17 protein-coding genes and 1 tRNA gene are annotated in these 16,917 nt (G+C 71.2%); 8 read left to right on the top strand and 10 right to left on the bottom strand.

Annotation, left to right across the window (positions count from 1 at the left end; translation table 11 throughout):
* Positions 1 to 5: 5 nt before the first annotated feature.
* Positions 6 to 81 (top strand) — tRNA-Trp (locus ACH4D5_RS06750).
* 21 nt (positions 82 to 102) lie between these two features.
* Here ACH4D5_RS06750 and ACH4D5_RS06745 read toward each other — a convergent pair.
* The 5 genes from ACH4D5_RS06745 to ACH4D5_RS06725 form a co-directional block, all read right to left on the bottom strand.
* A complete protein-coding gene (locus ACH4D5_RS06745) occupies positions 103 to 1,074 on the bottom strand; it encodes an acyl-ACP desaturase (RefSeq protein ID WP_398299315.1) in 972 nt (323 codons plus the stop codon).
* A gap of 170 nt (positions 1,075 to 1,244) precedes the next feature.
* Positions 1,245 to 2,021: a dimethylargininase gene (ddaH, locus tag ACH4D5_RS06740; protein WP_398299313.1), complete on the bottom strand. Its 777-nt coding sequence runs from the start codon at positions 2,019 to 2,021 to the stop codon at positions 1,245 to 1,247.
* A gap of 38 nt (positions 2,022 to 2,059) precedes the next feature.
* The gene (locus tag ACH4D5_RS06735; protein ID WP_398299311.1) at positions 2,060 to 4,357 is read right to left on the bottom strand and encodes an ATP-binding cassette domain-containing protein; all 2,298 of its coding nucleotides are present in this window, start codon (positions 4,355 to 4,357) and stop codon (positions 2,060 to 2,062) included.
* A 10-nt stretch (positions 4,358 to 4,367) separates the two neighbouring features.
* The gene (locus ACH4D5_RS06730; protein ID WP_398299309.1) at positions 4,368 to 6,011 is read right to left on the bottom strand and encodes an ABC-F family ATP-binding cassette domain-containing protein; all 1,644 of its coding nucleotides are present in this window, start codon (positions 6,009 to 6,011) and stop codon (positions 4,368 to 4,370) included.
* A gap of 296 nt (positions 6,012 to 6,307) precedes the next feature.
* Positions 6,308 to 6,724, bottom strand: coding sequence for an SsgA family sporulation/cell division regulator (locus tag ACH4D5_RS06725; RefSeq protein WP_398299307.1), 417 nt, complete (start codon positions 6,722 to 6,724; stop codon positions 6,308 to 6,310).
* 240 nt (positions 6,725 to 6,964) lie between these two features.
* Here ACH4D5_RS06725 and ACH4D5_RS06720 point away from each other — a divergent pair, with 240 nt between their 5' ends.
* Positions 6,965 to 8,047, top strand: coding sequence for a WD40/YVTN/BNR-like repeat-containing protein (locus tag ACH4D5_RS06720; RefSeq protein ID WP_398299305.1), 1,083 nt, complete (start codon positions 6,965 to 6,967; stop codon positions 8,045 to 8,047).
* 12 nt (positions 8,048 to 8,059) lie between these two features.
* On the opposite strand, the gene ACH4D5_RS06715 is transcribed toward ACH4D5_RS06720, so the two are convergent.
* From ACH4D5_RS06715 to ACH4D5_RS06700, 4 genes are all read right to left on the bottom strand, one after another.
* Positions 8,060 to 8,359, bottom strand: a complete 300-nt coding sequence (locus ACH4D5_RS06715) for a YciI family protein (RefSeq protein WP_398299303.1) — start codon at positions 8,357 to 8,359, stop codon at positions 8,060 to 8,062.
* A gap of 10 nt (positions 8,360 to 8,369) precedes the next feature.
* Positions 8,370 to 8,843: a GNAT family N-acetyltransferase gene (locus ACH4D5_RS06710; RefSeq protein WP_398299301.1), complete on the bottom strand. Its 474-nt coding sequence runs from the start codon at positions 8,841 to 8,843 to the stop codon at positions 8,370 to 8,372.
* Between the two features lie 46 nt (positions 8,844 to 8,889).
* Positions 8,890 to 9,303: an ATP-binding protein gene (locus ACH4D5_RS06705; RefSeq protein WP_398299299.1), complete on the bottom strand. Its 414-nt coding sequence runs from the start codon at positions 9,301 to 9,303 to the stop codon at positions 8,890 to 8,892.
* Positions 9,304 to 9,410: 107 nt separating this feature from the next.
* Positions 9,411 to 10,577 (bottom strand): PP2C family protein-serine/threonine phosphatase, encoded by a 1,167-nt coding sequence (locus ACH4D5_RS06700; RefSeq protein WP_398299297.1) that lies wholly within the window; start codon positions 10,575 to 10,577, stop codon positions 9,411 to 9,413.
* Positions 10,578 to 10,699: 122 nt separating this feature from the next.
* Between ACH4D5_RS06700 and ACH4D5_RS06695 the strand changes: the two genes are divergently transcribed.
* The 6 genes from ACH4D5_RS06695 to ACH4D5_RS06670 all read left to right on the top strand — a co-directional run bounded on the left by ACH4D5_RS06695 (position 10,700) and on the right by ACH4D5_RS06670 (position 15,440).
* Entirely contained in the window at positions 10,700 to 11,200 is a 501-nt protein-coding gene (locus tag ACH4D5_RS06695) for a MarR family winged helix-turn-helix transcriptional regulator (RefSeq protein WP_398299296.1), read from the top strand.
* 219 nt (positions 11,201 to 11,419) lie between these two features.
* Positions 11,420 to 12,301 (top strand): STAS domain-containing protein, encoded by an 882-nt coding sequence (locus ACH4D5_RS06690; protein ID WP_398299294.1) that lies wholly within the window; start codon positions 11,420 to 11,422, stop codon positions 12,299 to 12,301.
* Positions 12,298 to 12,702: an STAS domain-containing protein gene (locus tag ACH4D5_RS06685; RefSeq protein WP_398299292.1), complete on the top strand. Its 405-nt coding sequence runs from the start codon at positions 12,298 to 12,300 to the stop codon at positions 12,700 to 12,702. Before ACH4D5_RS06690 ends, ACH4D5_RS06685 begins: the two co-directional genes overlap by 4 nt.
* 70 nt (positions 12,703 to 12,772) lie before the next feature.
* A complete protein-coding gene (locus ACH4D5_RS06680; RefSeq protein ID WP_362995182.1) occupies positions 12,773 to 13,156 on the top strand; it encodes an anti-sigma regulatory factor in 384 nt (127 codons plus the stop codon).
* Entirely contained in the window at positions 13,138 to 14,157 is a 1,020-nt protein-coding gene (locus ACH4D5_RS06675; protein ID WP_398299290.1) for a SpoIIE family protein phosphatase, read from the top strand. The genes ACH4D5_RS06680 and ACH4D5_RS06675 overlap by 19 nt, the downstream gene beginning before the upstream one ends.
* Positions 14,154 to 15,440: a PP2C family protein-serine/threonine phosphatase gene (locus ACH4D5_RS06670; RefSeq protein ID WP_398299288.1), complete on the top strand. Its 1,287-nt coding sequence runs from the start codon at positions 14,154 to 14,156 to the stop codon at positions 15,438 to 15,440. The genes ACH4D5_RS06675 and ACH4D5_RS06670 overlap by 4 nt, the downstream gene beginning before the upstream one ends.
* On the opposite strand, the gene ACH4D5_RS06665 is transcribed toward ACH4D5_RS06670, so the two are convergent.
* Complete coding sequence (locus ACH4D5_RS06665; protein WP_398299286.1) at positions 15,437 to 16,864, bottom strand: flotillin family protein; 1,428 nt, start codon at positions 16,862 to 16,864, stop codon at positions 15,437 to 15,439. The two genes, ACH4D5_RS06670 and ACH4D5_RS06665, sit on opposite strands and share 4 nt — an antisense overlap.
* Positions 16,865 to 16,917: the final 53 nt, after the last annotated feature.

Here is a 16,917-nt window from a genome sequence, read left to right as displayed (position 1 = left end):
CAAGGGCGGGGTCGTAGCGCAGAGGCAGTCGCGCCGGTCTCCAAAACCGGAACACGCTGGTTCGAATCCAGCCGCCCCGCCCCCTCGGGCCTTCGGCCGGGGTCAGGCCCCCCGCGCCGCCATCCGCGCCTTGCGCGCGGCCAGCTTCTCGTCGAACTTCGACGCCTCGGCGTCGAGGCCGTTCATGTAGAGGCCGAGCTCCTCCTGTGCCTGCAGCCCCTCGGGGCCGAGGCCGTCGATCTCCAGGACCTTCAGGAAGCGCAGCACGGGCTGGATCACGTCGTCGTGGTGGATGCGCAGGTTGTAGACCTCGCCGATGGCCATCTGCGCGGCGGCCCGCTCGAAGCCGGGCATGCCGTGACCGGGCATCCGGAAGTTGACCACCACATCACGGACGGCCTGCATGGTGAGGTCGGGGGCGAGCTCGAAGGCGGCCTTCAGGAGGTTCCGGTAGAAGACCATGTGGAGGTTCTCGTCGGTGGCGATGCGCGCCAGCATGCGGTCGCAGACCGGGTCGCCCGACTGGTGGCCGGTGTTCCGGTGCGAGATGCGGGTGGCCAGCTCCTGGAAGGCGACGTACGCGACTGAGTGCAGCATCGAGTGGCGGTTGTCCGACTCGAAGCCCTCGCTCATGTGCACCATCCGGAACCGCTCGAGCTGGTCCGGGTCGACGGCGCGCGAGGCGAGGAGGTAGTCGCGCATCACGATGCCGTGCCGGCCCTCCTCCGCCGTCCAGCGGTGCACCCAGGTGCCCCAGGCGCCGTCGCGGCCGAAGAGGGAGGCGATCTCGTGGTGGTAGCTGGGGAGGTTGTCCTCGGTGAGCAGGTTGACCACCAGGGCGATGCGCCCGATGTCGGTGACCGGGGACTGGCCCTTCTCCCACGCCTCGCCGTCCTCGAAGAAGCCGGGGAAGTTGCGGGCGTCGGAGAACGGGACGTACTCGTGGGGCATCCAGTCCTTGGCCACCTTGAGGTGGCGGTTGAGTTCCTGCTCGACCACTTCCTCCAGCGCGTAGAGCAGACGGGCATCGGTCCAGCTGTCCGTGCTGCCGAGGTGGGGAGAGGTGATCGTCACGGGGGCTCCAGAGGGGGGACGGGGCTACTTACAGGCGGTGCGGGCAGGCAGCGCGAGCGGTGCGCTACCTACGGTCTCGTAGGTTACGTTGCCGTAGGTTAAACCCGCCGTAAAGAGGCTGTGAGCCCGGACCGCACCCGCCCCTGCCGCAACAAAGGCCCCAGCACTGGTCAGGCGTACAGATCGCGCAGGCGAACTGAGAGGCACGTCACACAGCCTTCGAGCTTCTCGAACTCCCGGATATCCACGAGAACCGGATCAAATCCGAGATCGGCGAAGAGCTCCGCGCTCTTCGGCGCGCTCGCCGACATGAGCAGCTTCGCGCCACCGAGGAGCACCACGTGCGCGCCCGCCTCCTCCGGCACGGGCAGGAAGCGCGGGAAGAGCGCGGCGGCGTCGACCAGCGGCTCGTACCCGATGACCGTGCCGTCGGGCAGCGCCGTCACCGCGGACTTCAGATGCAGGACCTTGGTCACGGGGACGGCGACGACCCGCGCCCCGAGCGGTTCGAAGACTTCCCGCAGCTGCCGCACCCCGTCCGCGTTCGTCCGCCCGCCCCTGCCCACGTACATCGTGTCGTCGATCTTGAGGACGTCGCCGCCGTCGAGCGTGCCCGGCTCCCGCACCCGGTTCACCGAACAGCCGAGCCCGCCCACCGCCTCCTCGACGCCCGGTGTCTCGCCCCGCCGGGACGCGGCACCCGACCGCGCGATGAGGGCCACGTTCCGGAAGGCCACCACCGCGTCCTCCACGAACACCGCGTCCGGGCAGTCGTCGGCCGGCTCCACCTCGAAGGTCTCCCAGCCGTGTCCGACCAGCGCCGCCGCGTACGCCTCCCACTGCCGCGCCGCGAGCCACGTGTCGACCGGTGTGCGCCGCAGGTGGGTGACCAGGCCGTCGGCGAGGCGGGGTCCCGGGCGGCGGATCAGGGCCTTCTTGCTGGACACGGCTTGCTCTCCTCACGCCGGCGGCACGGTGCCGCACATCATGCAGCGCGGGCCCCGCCCTCGCCCAGAGCGCGTCGCAGATGCTCCGCCGTGTACGAACCCTCGGCCCGCAGCAGCTGCGCGGGCGTCCCCTCGAAGACGATCCGTCCGCCGTGCTTGCCGCCGTCGGGACCCAGGTCGATCACCCAGTCCGCGTGCTTGACGACGTCGAGGTTGTGCTCGACGACGAGGACGGTGTTCCCAGCGTCGACCAGCCGGTCGAGCAGCGCGAGCAGCCCGTCGACGTCCGCCATGTGCAGACCGGTGGTCGGCTCGTCCAGGACGTAGGTGGTGCCCGTGCGGTGCAACTGCGTGGCCAGCTTGATGCGTTGGCGCTCGCCGCCGGAGAGCGTGCTCAGCGGCTGGCCGAGCGTGAGGTAGGTGAGGCCCACGTCCCGCAGCGCCCGCAGCCGGCGGCGTACCGACGTGTCGTCGAAGCGCTCGAAGAACTCCAGCGCCTGACCGGCCGTCATGTCCAGTACGTCCACGACGGAACGCCCGCCCACGGTCAGCCGCAGCACCTCGTCCTTGAAGCGCCGCCCCTCGCACGCCTCGCACGTCGTGGTCACCGGGTCCATGAACGCCAGATCGCTGTAGATGATCCCGCGCCCCTGGCAACGCTCGCACGCCCCATGGGAGTTGAAGCTGAACAGGCTCGCCTTCGCGCCCGTCTCGCGCGAGAACAGCTTGCGCACCGTGTCCATGATCCCGAGATACGTCGCCGGGGTCGAGCGGCCGGAGATGCCGATGGACGACTGGTCCACGACCACCGCGTCCGGATGCGCCTCGACGAACGCCTTCGACACCAGCGTGCTCTTGCCGGACCCGGCGACACCGGTGACCACCGTGAGCACCCCGGTCGGCACCCGCACGCTCACGTCCTTGAGGTTGTGCAGATCCGCGCCCTTGACCCAGTGGCCGCCGACGGCCTCGCGCGGGTGCTCCTTGACGCCGGTGGCGCGCCGCAGGTGGCGGCCGGTGAGGGTGTCGGCCCGGCGCAGCTCGTCCGGCGTGCCCTCGAAGACGACCAGGCCACCGCCGGTGCCAGCCGCCGGGCCCATGTCGACGACGTGGTCGGCGACCGCGATCACGTCCGGGTCGTGCTCGACGACCAGGACGGTGTTGCCCTTGTCGCGCAGCCGGCGGAGGAGGTCGTTGAGGCGTCCCACGTCGCGCGGGTGCAGCCCGACGCTCGGCTCGTCGAAGATGTACGTCATGCCGGTGAGGCTGGAGCCGAGGTGGCGCACCATCTTCAGGCGCTGCCCCTCGCCGCCGGAGAGCGTGGACGTCTCCCGGTCCAGACTGAGATAGCCGAGGCCGATCGCCTCGATGCGCTCCAGGGCCGCCACGGCGGCGCGGGCGATCGGTCCCGCCACCGCGTCGTCGATCCCGGCCAACTCCCCGATCAGATCGGTGACTTCCATGCGGGTGCAGTCGGCGATGCCCAGGCCGTTGACGCGGGTGGCGAGCGCCGCCGGGTTGAGTCGGGCCCCGCGGCAGGCCGGGCAGGCGCCTTCGATCAGGAAGCCCTGCACCATGTCGCGGGTCTTCTGGGCGAGCGCGGACAGGTCGCGGTTGAGGTACAGCCGCTCGAAGCGGTCGGCGAGCCCTTCGTAGTCGATGTCCCGCGCGCCGCCCGTGTTGTCGACGCTGACCTTCCTCTTCCCCCCGCCGCCGCGCAGCAGGAACTGCCGCTCGGCGGCGGTGAACTCGCCGACCGGCTTGTGCGTGTCCAGGTCGGTGGTGTTGGTGTACGTCTGGCCCTGCCAGGTCCCCGCGGCGAACGGCGGGAAGAGGATCGCGCCGTCCGCCAGGGACCTGGTGGGGTCCAGGATGCGGTCGTAGTCGGGCCGCACGGTGCGGCCGAGCCCGTCGCACGCGGGACACATGCCCGCCGGGTCGTTGAACGAGTACGCCGTGGCCGGGCCCGCGCTCGGTGTGCCGTGCCGGGAGAACAGCACGCGGATCACGGAGTAGATGTCCGTCATCGTGCCCACGGTGGAGCGGGAGTGGCCGCCGATCGGCTTCTGGTCGACGACGATCGCGGGGGAGAGCCCCTCGATGGCGTCCGCGTGCGGCCGCTCGTACTTCGGCAGCCGGTTGCGGACGAACCAGGTGAAGGTCTCGTTCAGCTGGCGCTGGGACTCCACCGCGATCGTGTCGAAGACGACCGACGACTTCCCGGACCCGGACACCCCGGTGAAGACCGTGAGCCGGCCCTTCGGGATGCGCAGGTTCACTTCCCTGAGGTTGTTCTCACGGGCTCCGTCGATGACGATGTGCGTTTCCTGGTGCATGCGTCCGAAGCTACGAGTAATACCCGACAGCTTCTGTCCTCTTTTCCTGGGTGATCTCCTTGAGTTCTCCGTCCAGGAGCAGCCACCGCGTGATGCCGATGGACTCCAGGAACGGCAGGTCGTGACTGGCGACGATCAGCGCGCCCTCGTACGACTCCAGGGCCGTCGAGAGCTGCTTCACGCTCGCCATGTCGAGGTTGTTCGTCGGCTCGTCGAGCATGAGCAGCTGCGGCGCGGGCTCCGCGAGCAGCAGTGCCGCGAGCGCCGCGCGGAACCGCTCGCCGCCCGACAGGGTGGCCGCCTGCTGGTCGGCCTTGGCGCCCTTGAACAGGAACCGGGCAAGCCGTGCCCTGACGCGGTTCTTGGTCGCGTCGGGAGCGTACGCCGCCACGTTCTCGGCGACGGTCAGGTCGCCGTCGAGCACGTCGAGGCGCTGCGGCAGGAACCGCGTCGGTACGTGCGTCCGCGCCTCGCCGGAGACCGCATCCAGCTCTCCGGCGACGGTGCGCAGGAGCGTGGTCTTGCCGGCGCCGTTACGGCCGATCAGCGCGATCCGCTCGGGCCCGCGCAGCTCGAACTCGCCCTTCACGCGCGCTCCGTAGCGCAGTTCGAGACCGCTGAGGGTGAGCACGGTGCGCCCGGGGTGCACCAGGGTGTGCGGCAGGTCGACGCGGATCTCGTCGTCCTCGCGCACCGCCTCGACGGCGTCGTCCAGGCGCTCCTTGGCCTCGGCGAGCTTCTCCTGGTGCATGATGCGGTGCTTGCCGGCCGACTCCTGCGCGGCCCGCTTGCGCGCGCCCATCAGGATCTTCGGCTGGCTCCTGCTGTCCTGGATCTTCTGGCCGTACCGCTTGCGGCGGGCCAACTTGACCTGGGCGTCGGCCAGATCGCGCTTCTGCTTGCGCAGATCGGTCTCGGCGACGCGCACCATGCGCTCCGCCGCCTCCTGCTCCACGGCAAGGGCCTCCTCGTACGCGGTGAAGTTGCCCCCGTACCAACTGACCTCCCCGTCCCGCAGATCGGCGATCTGGTCGACGAGGTCGAGGAGTTCACGGTCGTGGCTGACCACGACCAGGACACCGGACCACGCCTCGACGGCCGCGTACAGGCGCCGACGGGCGTACAGGTCCAGGTTGTTGGTCGGTTCGTCGAGGAGCAGCACGTCGGGGCGGCGCAGGAGCAGTGCCGCCAGGCGCAGCAGCACCGACTCGCCGCCGGACACCTCGCCCGTGGTGCGGTCAAGACCGATGTGGCCGAGTCCGAGCTCGGCGAGGGTGGCGACGGCGCGCTCCTCGACGTCCCAGTCGTCGCCGACCGTGGTGAAGTGCTCCTCGCGCACGTCACCGGCCTCGATGGCGTGCAGCGCGGCGCGGGTCGCGGCGATGCCGAGCACCTCGTCGACGCGCAGGCCGGTGTCGAGGGTGACGTTCTGCGGCAGGTAGCCGACCTCGCCCGCGACGCGCACGGCGCCGTCGGTGGGCGTCAGTTCACCGGCGATCAGCTTCAACAGGGTTGATTTCCCCGAGCCGTTGACGCCGATGAGTCCGGTTCTGCCGGGACCGAAGGTCACCTGGAGGTCGTCGAAGACGTCGGTTCCGTCGGCCCAGGCGAAGGAGAGCGACGTACAGGTGATGGAGGTGGGGGAAGAAGACATACGGGCCTCGCGGTTGCGTGGTGTGAAGCGCGGTCAGGGGCAACGCGTTCGAGACACCGCGGCGAGGACGAGGCCGGGAAAGAGAAAAGGCCTGTGCCGGGGGGACGGGACGGCTCGTGATGCCGAGGTCGCACACGGCGTGCACGGCAGCGAAGGCTGCGTGACGCGGTGTCTCATGACCTCAGACGAGCAACGTCCTACTCCTATCGACGGCAACAGAACCGCTGTACACCGTAGGGGGCTCCGTGGAGCCTGTCAATGCTTTATCGGCTGTACCGGGACCCCGGCGGGCCGCCTCAGAGGGCGTCCCGCATCAGCTCGGCCAGGTCCTGGTCCAGGTCGACGTGGCGGTGCTCCTGGCCGACCGGCACCAGCGCCGTCGTGCGGCGCAGGAAGCCGCGGAGCTCCCCGGTGCGGATGTGGACGATCGCGGTGCCCTCGGGGGCGTGGAACTCCACGACGGTGCGGTCGAAGCCGTACGGCCGCACGCGCACGTCGCCGTCGCCGACCGCGCGCTCGACGCCCTGGACGAGCAGCTCGCGGGCGAAGGTCCAGTACACCTCGACGCCCTCGAGGGTCGCGGGGGCGGGGAAGCTCATCCGTACGGCGAAGGGATCCCGCCGGTCGTAGTGGAGCGTTGCGGGAATGCTCGGCATCCGCGGCGCGGCGGCGACGAGGCGGGCCTCTACGGCTTGCTCGATGACGGTGGACAACGCCTGCTCCCTCACTGACTGCTGGACGACTGGGGTCGGCACTTGACTAGACGACGGAATGACGAGATCCGTGCACACGAAGAGTGCGCGAGACCGAGTGACCTCTGTCACCGCGACACCGTGGCGGCGCCCGCGGTTCCCGGCGATCACCTCATGGGGCAGGCCTTCCGGCCATCTGGACGAGCCCCGGCGCGTCGGCTAGCTTCGCCCGCCATGAGGGGCATGGGGAAGTCGAAGGCGATGAGGCGGACGGTACTCGCGGGACTGTGCGGGGCGGCACTCGCCGGCAGCGTCCTCGCGGCGCCCGGCGCCGCCGGGGCGGACACGCGGACGCACCGCCCGGACCGGGATCCGCGCTGGCAGCTCACGGACAGCGGCACCGACGCCCGCTTCCGCGGTCTCGCCGCCGTCAGCCGTGACACGGCCTGGGCGGCCGGCACCGGGGGAACCGTGCTGCGTACATCCGACGGCGGCGAGAGCTGGCGTGAAGTCTCCCCGCCCGGCGCCGCCGATCTGGAGTTCCGGGACATCGAGGCCTTCGACGGCCGCCGCGCGGTGGTGCTCGCCATCGGCGAGGGCGAGGCGTCCCGGGTGCTGCGCACCGAGGACGGCGGCGCCACCTGGACGGAGTCCTTCCGCAACACCGACGCCAGAGCCTTCTACGACTGCATGACCTTCTTCGACCGCCGCCACGGACTGGCGGTGAGCGACCCGGTCGACGGCAGATTCCGCATCCTGTCCACCGCCGACGGCGGCCGCTCCTGGCGGGTCCTGCCGAGCGCGGGGATGCCCGCCGCCCAGGAGGGCGAGGCGGGATTTGCCGCGAGCGGCCAGTGCCTGGTGAGCTCCGGGCCGCGAGACGTGTGGCTGGCCACCGGGGGAGCGGCACGCGCGCGTGTCCTGCACTCCGCCGACCGCGGGCAGACCTGGACGGCCACCGACGCGCCGGTCCCCGCGGGCGACCCGGCCCGCGGCGTCTTCGGCCTCGCCTTCCGCGACCGTACGCACGGCATCGCGGTCGGCGGCGACTACCGCGCCGGCCAGGCCTCGCCGAAGGCGGCCGCGGTCACCCGGGACGGCGGCCGCCACTGGGGCCCGGCGGACCGCCCGCCGCCCGCCTACCGCTCGGGCGTCACCTGGTTCCCGCACAGCCGCTCCACGGCCCTCGCCGTCGGCCCGACGGGCACCGACGTCACGACGGACGGCGGCCGGAGCTGGCGGACGGTCGACACGGGGTCGTACGACACCGTCGACTGCGCCCGGGACCGGGGCTGCTGGGCCGCGGGGGAGAAGGGCCGCATCGCCCGGCTGCGGGGGCATTAGCGAGAGCGGCGCCTAGGCGGGCAGCTGCTCGCGGTACGGGGCGAGGGCCGGGGCCGTCTTCGTCGCGAAGAACTCGGTGATCCGGTACTCGCACACCCCGGCCGTCGTGAACGGGTCCTCGGCGACGAGCTCCTCGATCCGCGCGCGGTCGTCGGCGACGGCGATGATCACGCCGCCGTCGCGCGGGTTCTTGCGGCCGGAGGCGATGAAGACCCCGGCCTCGTACTGCCTGTCGAGCCACTCGACATGGGCGGCAAGCTGCTCGTCGACGGCGGAGACCGGCGCGGTGTAGGTCAATTCGAGAATGAACATGATCGCGAGGCTACCGGGCGCCACAGGCGTCGGCCGAGGCCCGCCGCCCCCCTGGATGCCGCACCATGAACACGTCAATTGGATCCTCGTCCTCGACGGTGAACCCGTGCCGCTCGTACAGCCGCCGCGCGGGGCTGCCCCGCAGCACGTCGAGGCGGACCGTCGTGTCCTCGGCGTCGGTCAGTTCCAGGAGATGGCCGAGGACGGCCGAGCCGATGCCTCTGCCCTGGCACCGCGGCGCCAGGTAGAAGTGCTCGAGCCATCGCCCGTCCGCGGCGGGCCTCAGCGTCACGCAGCCCGCGAAGGCGCCCGCCGTCTCGATCACCGACGTGTGCGCGGCGGAGAACGAGTCCCGCAGCCGCTGCCGAGCCCGGTGCGGATCGAAGCGTTCGAGCCGCTCCAGGTCCGGTCGCAGCACCGTGGCCCGCAGCTCGGCGATGGTCTCGATGTCCGCCGTCCGTGCGGAGCGCAGCACCCAATCCATGATCGAAGTATCACCGCGCGGGGTGCGCGGCCGGACGCCGGGGGTGCTAGCGCGCCAGCTCCGCCCGGACCGTCTTGCCGTGCCGGTCGCGCGTGACGCCGACGGCTCTGGCCAGCTGCTGGACCATGGGCCAGCCGAAGCCGCCGGTCCCGCCGTCGAAGTCGGGGGCCCGCTCCCGCGGCGGCCGCGGGTCGGCGTCGGAGACGGCGACCGTGATGACACCGGGCCGCGCGTGCAGCCGCAGGGAGCACAGCGTGCCGCGGGCGTGGCGCACCACATTGGTGATGAGCTCGGAGACGACGAGTTCGATGCTCGCGGCGTTCTCGCCGTCCACGGCAGGGGTGAGCCCCGCGAGGTAGCCGCGGGTCAGGTCCCTCGCGTCCGAGACCGCGGCGGGCCTCTTGTCGAAGGTGGCGGTTGCCGGCGGTCCGGTGTCGAGCGGTATGTGCTGTGTCCGCATGAGCCTCCTCCTCGATCGGGTCGGCCATCCCGATTCATGGCCGTACGAAAGGAACTCTTGCCCGAAAAGTGGCGGGTTCAACGCCCTTGTTCTGCGGCGCGACGCGCTCAGCCGCGGCCCCGCCAGTCGAGGCACACGATCATCGCGTCGTCGTCGGTGTCGATCGGCCCGCGGTACCCCGAGAGCTCCTTGAGCACCGCGCGCGGGACCTGGGAGGGCGGCAGGAGGCGGGTGCTTGTCATCGCCCGGGTGAGCGCGCGCTCGCTGTACCGCTCTCCCGTCGGCGACGCCGTGTTGTAGACGCCGTCACTGACGAACAGGAGCCGGTCGCCCGGCCGGACCCGGAAGTGCTCCGTGACGTAAGGGGTGTCCTCGGACATGCCGAGCGGCAGCTGTGCGTCCAGTTCGATGGGCTCGGGCCTGCCGTCCCGCATCCGCCACATCTTCGGCGAGCCCGCGTCGATGATCTCCACGTCCCCCGTGGTGAGATCGAAGCGCAGGAGCAGCACGGAGAGGTGAACCGCGCCCTGGAAGTGGCCGTAGACGGCCTGGTCGGCCAGGCAGGCCTGGTCCACGAGGGACAGCCCGGCGCGCCGGGCGTTGCGCAGCGCGTTGACCGCGAGGTTGGTGAGCAGGGCGGCCTGGATGCCCTCGCCCATTCCGTTGGTGACGGTGAGGGTGAGCTGGTCGGCCGATGACGACCAGTCGAAGTTGTCGCCGTGGATGGCGTACGCCGGTTCGAGCTGGGCGCCGATGTCGTACTCGGGACGGGAGCTGGAGCAGCCGGGCAGCAACTGCCACTGCATCTCGGCGGCGAGCGTGAGCCGGTCGGCCCGGCGGGCCCGCAGGTAGAAGTCGGTGTCGCGGTCCGCCACGACGATCGCGTGGGCCAGCGCCTCGGCGGCCTCGGCGAGTTCGCGGACGGTGGTGGGGTCGCAGGTCTCGGCGGGCAGCCGCACGCTGAGGACACCGATGCGGTCGCCGCGTACGGTCACGGGGAGGTGGGCGGTGGCCAGGCCGTCGTGGGTGTCCGTCTCGACACGGGGTTCCTGCGAGCCGAACGCGCGGCCGGGCGCACCGGTGTGGACCGGCACGGGTGTCGCGGTCTCCGGAGGGGCGTTGACCGGTTGGAGTATGGTCATCGCGTAGTCGGCCATGAGCAGTTCCACGGAGTCGGCTGCGTAGTGAACGGCGAGCGCGTCCCGCACTGCTTCGATGAGAGCGTGCGGTGCGGATCTGCGCAGCGCACGTTCCACGGCCGTGTGTCTGTCCACTTGTCGGGTACCACCTGTTCCTGTTCGGTCATTCCTGATACGGGAAGAGCTTGTGAAGGAGCTGTCGGCCTGCCATGTCCCAGCGACTGACAGGATCATTGCGAAGTGTCACAGTTGAGGGCATGGATTCCGAAACTTCCGCCGGAGGCAGCCGGCATGCGGCCGCGCATGCTGCTCGGGAAGTCATCGAACTGCTCGAGGTGCTGTGGAGCAGGGGCAGGGACATCACCACGACGGCACCGGTGTCGTCGTCGCAATTGCGAGTGCTCTACGCCCTGGACGGTGCGCAGGGGATCAACCTCCGCACTCTCGGTGAGTACCTGGGGTCGGCGCCGTCTTCGGTGAGTCGTATGTGTGACCGCCTCCATGCCCTGGGTTTCATCGAGCGGTCCCTCAGTTCAGCCAGTCGCCGAGAGCTCGAACTCCGCTTGTCGAGCCGGGGAGAAAATTACCTCAACGAACTGCGGGCCCGCCGGGAGAGTGCGCTGCTCGAAGCCATCTCGGAGATGCGGCCTGCGGAACGCTCCGCCCTGGTCGAGGGATTGAGCGGGTTCAACAGGTCGGTGGAGTGCACGGCGCCGAGGCCCGGCACGACGGGTGACCGCGCGGCGGAGTCCGCCTGACCGCGGCAGAGTCCGGAGCGTCGGCCGGCCGGTGGATGTTCGCCTGATCGCGTGGGTTTACTTCCGGCGTATCCAGGTACTCGCAGACGGTCGTGGACCGATCACGGTGACAACGGTGCTGCTGGTGCGCGCAGTTGACGCGTCGTAGCCTCTGCCTGCGGAAGATCGTCGACCTCGGTTAACATTTGCCGTGCGACAACAATTGCTAAGGTGGATGGAATGAACACCAGTGAGCCCGAGGCCCGGTCGCGCGTCATTGCCGCCCTGCGTGAGCAGGGGGAGAAAGTCGCCGATCGCTGGGTGCAGCTTCAGTCGGAACAGGCGGTCCTGGAGACAGGCATCACCGAGGACGAGCTGAACGAGGAAGCCGACTCCTTGGTCGAGACGCTGCTCGCCGGCCTGGAGACGGACTGTCCCGTGCAGGAAGTCGTGGTCTCGCACCGCAGTCTGCGGCAGGCCATCATGGACCTCTCGCTGCGCCGCGCCAGAGGAGGCGCGAACCCCACGTCCATCTACATGGCCGTGCTGGCGCTGAAGGAAGCGCTGCTGGAAGCGGTGCAGCAGGACACGCGGGACGTCACCGCCCTCTACCAGGCCGCCCTGTTCATCAACCGCCTGCTCGACAACGCCGGCGCCATCTCCTTCGAGACCTTCGTCGAGGGCCGAGAGGAGATCATCCGGCGACAGAGCCGCCAGCTCCTGGAAGTGTCCACGCCCGTGGTGCGCATCTGGGACCGGGTCCTCGCCGTCCCGCTGATCGGGACGCTCGACACGACCCGCACCCAGGTCGTGATGGAGAACCTCTTGGAGGCCATCGAGCGGGACGAGGCGCAGGTCGCCATCATCGACATCACCGGTGTTCCCACGGTGGACACCGCGGTCGCGCACCACCTCATGCAGACCGTCAACGCGGTGCGGCTGATGGGCGCCGACTGTGTGATCAGCGGCATCCGCCCGCCGATCGCCCAGATCATCGCGCAGCTCGGCATCGACCTGTCCGCCATCTTGACCCGTGCGACGCTGGCCGACGCCCTCGCCGCCGCCATCCCGCTGCTCACCGACCAGCCGGAGCAGCGGGCCTCGTTCGCGGACGCGCGGTGAGCGGCGACTTGAGCGGCGTACCGATCCTGCGGCTCGGTGACGTGCTCGTCACCGGTCTGCTGAACGAACTCGACGACAGGGCGGCGATCGCCTTCACCGAGGAGCTGACGCAGCGCATCGTCGCCGACCGTGCGCGCGCGATCCTCATCGACATCTCCCGGCTGGAGATCATCGACTCGTTCGTGGCTCGTACGCTGATGGAGCTGACGACCACGGCGCGGCTGCTGGGCGCCCGGGTGATAGTGGCCGGCATGCGGCCCGCGGTCGCGATCACCCTGGTGGAACTGGGGCTGGAGCTGTCCGGTGTGGAGACCACCCTCAACGCGGAGCAGGGGATGATCGCACTCGGCTGGCAGCCTGCCCGATCATCCAAGGGGAGCCGTGGTGTCCCTCTACGGTGACCTCGAAGAAAAGCGCACCGTCCCCGCCCAGACCCGTGCCGAGGGCGAGCCCCTCCGCAGCGAGCACGCCATCCGGGCCGAGGAAGACCTGCTCGCGGTGCGGCACGCGGTGCGCGAAGCGACCCTGCGGGCCGGCTTCGGGCTCGTGGACCAGACGCGCATCGTCACGGCCGCCAGCGAACTGGCCCGTAACGCCTACGTCCACGGCGGCGGAGGCTCCGTCACCCTGGAGATCATCGGGCAGGGCGGCCGACGCGGGCTGCGCCTCTCGGTGACCGACCAGGGGCCGGGCATCGCCGACCTCGACCAGGCGTTCGTCGACGGGTACACGACCGGTGCAGGGCTCGGCCACGGGCTCGGCGGCGCACGCCGCCTCATGGACGAGTTCAAGGTGCAGACCGCGCCGGGCCAGGGCACGACCATCACCGCCGTGCGGTGGAACGGACGACGGTGAACACCGACGCGGCGGCACGCACCCTGCACATCGCCATAGACCACCCCAGCGCGGTGCAGAGCGCGGCCGATCAGGCCCGGTCGGCGGCGCGCGGCATGCCAGGAGCGCTGCCCGACCAGGCGGCCGTGCTCGCGAGCGAGCTGGCCAGCAACATCGTCAAGCACGCCAGGAACGGCGCCCTGTTCATCCAGCGCTCGCCCCTGCGCGGCGGCATGGACATCGTCGCCGTCGACAGCGGCCCCGGCATGCCCGATGTCGCCCTGAGCCTCAGGGACGGCTACAGCACCACCAAGACGATCGGGGCGGGGCTCGGCGCCGCGCGCCGCATCGCCACCGACTTCGCCATCCGCTCGGACGGCGGACTCGGCACGCTCGCCCACGCCCGCCTCGCCGAGCCGGACGAGCCCCGCGCCCCGGCCGCCCTGGGAAGCCTGTGCCTGCCGGCCGACGGGGAGCACGAGAGCGGCGACGGATACGCCGTCGCCGAACACGACGGCACCCGGACCGTGCTGGTGATCGACGGGCTCGGTCACGGCGCCGAGGCCGCCACGGCCGCCCAGCGCGCCGAACGCACCTTCCTGGCGAACCCCACCGCCCCCCTGGTGGACATCATCGCCGCACTGCACAAGGCGCTGCGGCACACCCGCGGCGCCGCCGCCGCCGTGCTGCGCACCACCGGCGACCGGATCGAGTTCTGCGGCATCGGCAACGTCCGCGCCACGACCCTGTCCCCCCGAGGCATCCACCACCAGCTCACCGGGCACGCCGGCATCGTCGGCTACAACCTCCCCAAACCCAGGAGCCGGTTCGTGGACCTCGCCGAGCACACCACCGTGGTCCTGTACACCGACGGCATCGACCACCGGTGGACCCACGCCCCCACCGACGCGCGCCTCACACTGCCCCCGGTGCTGCTTGCGGCCTCCCTGGCCCACACCCACCGCCGCCGTCGTGACGACGCCACCATCCTGGCCCTCGGCCCGCACCTGGGAATGAGATGACCCGCGAAACCGTCCGTACGCTCAAGGCCCTCCGGCACACCGTGCGAAGCATCGCCCTGGGGCACCGGCTGCCCGCCGACGACCGGGCGCGCCTCGTCCTGTCACTGAGCGAGGTGGCCGCCTCGGCCCTCGGCCACGGCCGTCCGGTCACCCTGCTGAGCGGACGCGAGACGGGCGAGGACGGCGCCCACCGGCTGACCTTCGCCCTGCGCCTGCCGCACCAGAGCACCGGCGCGCAGGTGGCGACGGACCGCCTGCCGCTGCGCGCGATGACCGAGCCGGACGGCACGTTCGTATGGAACCTGCCCCTGCCGCCCGCCGGCTCGCACGGCCCCGGCACACCCTACGTCGGCGGGTGGCAGCCGAGCCGCCCCCCGGCCGCCCCCGCGCAGCACGGCGAGACCGACGTCGCCCTGCTGGAGGAGGAGCTCCGGGCGGCGCTGGCCCGCGCGGACGCCCTGGCCGACGAACACCAGCGGCTCAAGCACGAGCTGGCCGAGACGAACAGCGGGGTCCTCGCCCTCTACGTACAGCTCGAAGAACGCGACGAACAGCTGCGCACGGCGCACGGCCGCACCCTGCGCGCCCTGGAGGACGCGCTGCGCCCCAGACCGCTGCACGTCGACGGCCTGGAACTGGCCGTGCACTACGCCCCGGCCAGCGACGACGCCCCCACCGGCGGCGACCTGTACGACTGGTTCACCCTCCCGGACGGCACCGTCCACATCACCGTCGTCGACGCGATCGGGCACGGCATCACCAGCACCCGCACCGCGCTGACCGTCACCCACGCGGTGCGCACCCTCGCCCTCGAAGGCCACCCGCTGGAGAGCATCGTGGCGCGGACCGACACCATCCTGGCGCCCTTCGACCAGAACGTCATGGCCACCCTGCTCCTCGCCCGCCTCGACCCGGTCGACGGAAGCCTCTCCCTGGCCAACGGCAGCCACCCCCCGGCCCTGCTCGCCCACGGGGACGGCAGCGCGACCTATCTCGAGGTGCGCGGGCGCGGAATCGGTTTTCCTCTGCCCGGCAGCGACCGCGTCCTGACCACCACCATGGCCCACGACGACGTGCTGCTCCTCTACACGGACGGCCTCACCGAGAGCCGCAGGGACCCCATCGCGGGCGAGGCCCGGCTCAAGGAGGCCCTGTGCCGGCACCGCGCACGGCCGACCGAGCAGATCCCCGGCCTGCTGGCCGGGGACCTGCTCGGTGACGTGCTCCACCAGGACGACACGCTGGCGCTCGTGATGCGGCGTACGGGAGTGAGCGGCGGCTAGTCGGTCACTTCGATCCGGCCGTTGACGGGCGCGGGTGCGGGCGCCGGTGCCGGCGCCTTGCCTCCGGTGAGGTTCTTCAGGAGCTCCGCGAGGTCGACGCCCGTGGTGGAGTTGAGCAGCTCGACGCCCTGGGCGACGTTGTCGGCCACGGTGCGCGAGAGTTGGCTGGCCCCGTCCGTGGAGATCACCGTCATCTTGTCCACCGCGCTGAGCGGCTCGGACGCCTTGGCGACCACGCTCGGCAGGACCTCGACGAGCATCTGCAGGACGGCGGCGTCGCCGTACCGCGTGAACGCGTCGGCCTTCTTGTGCATCGCCTCCGCCTCAGCGGTCCCCTTCGCGCCGATGGCGGCGGCCTCCGCCTCGCCCTCCAGGCGCACGGCGTCGGCGAGCGCGGCGCGGTGCGCCTTCTCGCCCTCACCGGTGAGACGGGCCCGCTCCGCGTCGGCCTCGGCCTGCTTGACCAGGCCGATCCTGCGGGCCTCCGCCTCCTGCTCGGCCTGGTAGCGCGCGGCGTCGGCGGGCTTGCGGACCTTGGTGTCCAGCTCGCGGTCGGTCAGGGCGGCCTGGCGCTGGGCCACCTTCTCCTGCTCGGACAGGACGTCCTGCTGCCGGGCCGCCTCGGCGAGCGGTCCCGCGGCGGCGGCGCGGGCCGCGGCCTCGTCCGTCTCCGCCTTGATCTCGGCCTGCTTGAGCGCGAACGTCCGCTGGGCGATCGCGATCTCCTCCTCGGCCTTCAGCCGCGCCTGCTCGGCGGCGCGGCGCGCCACCGCCTCGGCGATGTCCGCCTCCTGCTTGGCGCGGGCCGCCTCGGGCCGCCCGAGGTCCTCCAGGTAGGAGCCCTCGGTGGTGATGTCCTGGATCTGGAAGGCGTCCAGGACGAGGCCCTGCCCGGACAGGCTGGCCTCGGCCTCCTCGGCGACCTGCCCGGCGAACGCGGCGCGGTCCCTGATGATGTCCTCGACCGACATCCGCCCCACGATGGAGCGCAGCGCGCCGGACAGGACCTCCTGGGTGAAGCCGACGATGCCGTCCTGCTGCACCAGGAACCGCTGGGCCGCGGCCCGTATCGAGTCCTCGGTGCCGCCGACCTTCACGATGGCGACGCCTTCGAGGTTCGCCTTCACGCCGCGCAGCGTGACCGCGCCGCGCACGGCGATCGGAATGTGCCGCGAGGACAGGTCGAGGGTGAACTTCTGCTGCACGAACGGCACGACGAAGACGCCGCCGCCGACCACGACCTTCTGGCCGCTGTTGTCGGTCATGACGCGGCCGGTGTCCGGGTCGGTGGACTTCTTGCCGCGCCGGCCGGTCACGATGAAGGCCTCGCTCGGCCCGGCGACCTTGTAGCGCGTGATGACGACGAGCGCCGACAGGACGAGGAGTACGACGACTCCGACGACGGAGATCAGGACTGGGCTCATGGTGCGTTCCCCCCTGCCGCCCGGGGACGGCAGATCGGTTTCGTGATGGGTCG

It is taken from the genome of Streptomyces sp. NPDC018029, from assembly GCF_044327655.1.
Taxonomy (GTDB): domain Bacteria; phylum Actinomycetota; class Actinomycetes; order Streptomycetales; family Streptomycetaceae; genus Streptomyces.
The sequence above is the reverse complement of the archived record's forward strand: the minus strand, read 5'-3'. Positions and strand labels throughout refer to the sequence as shown.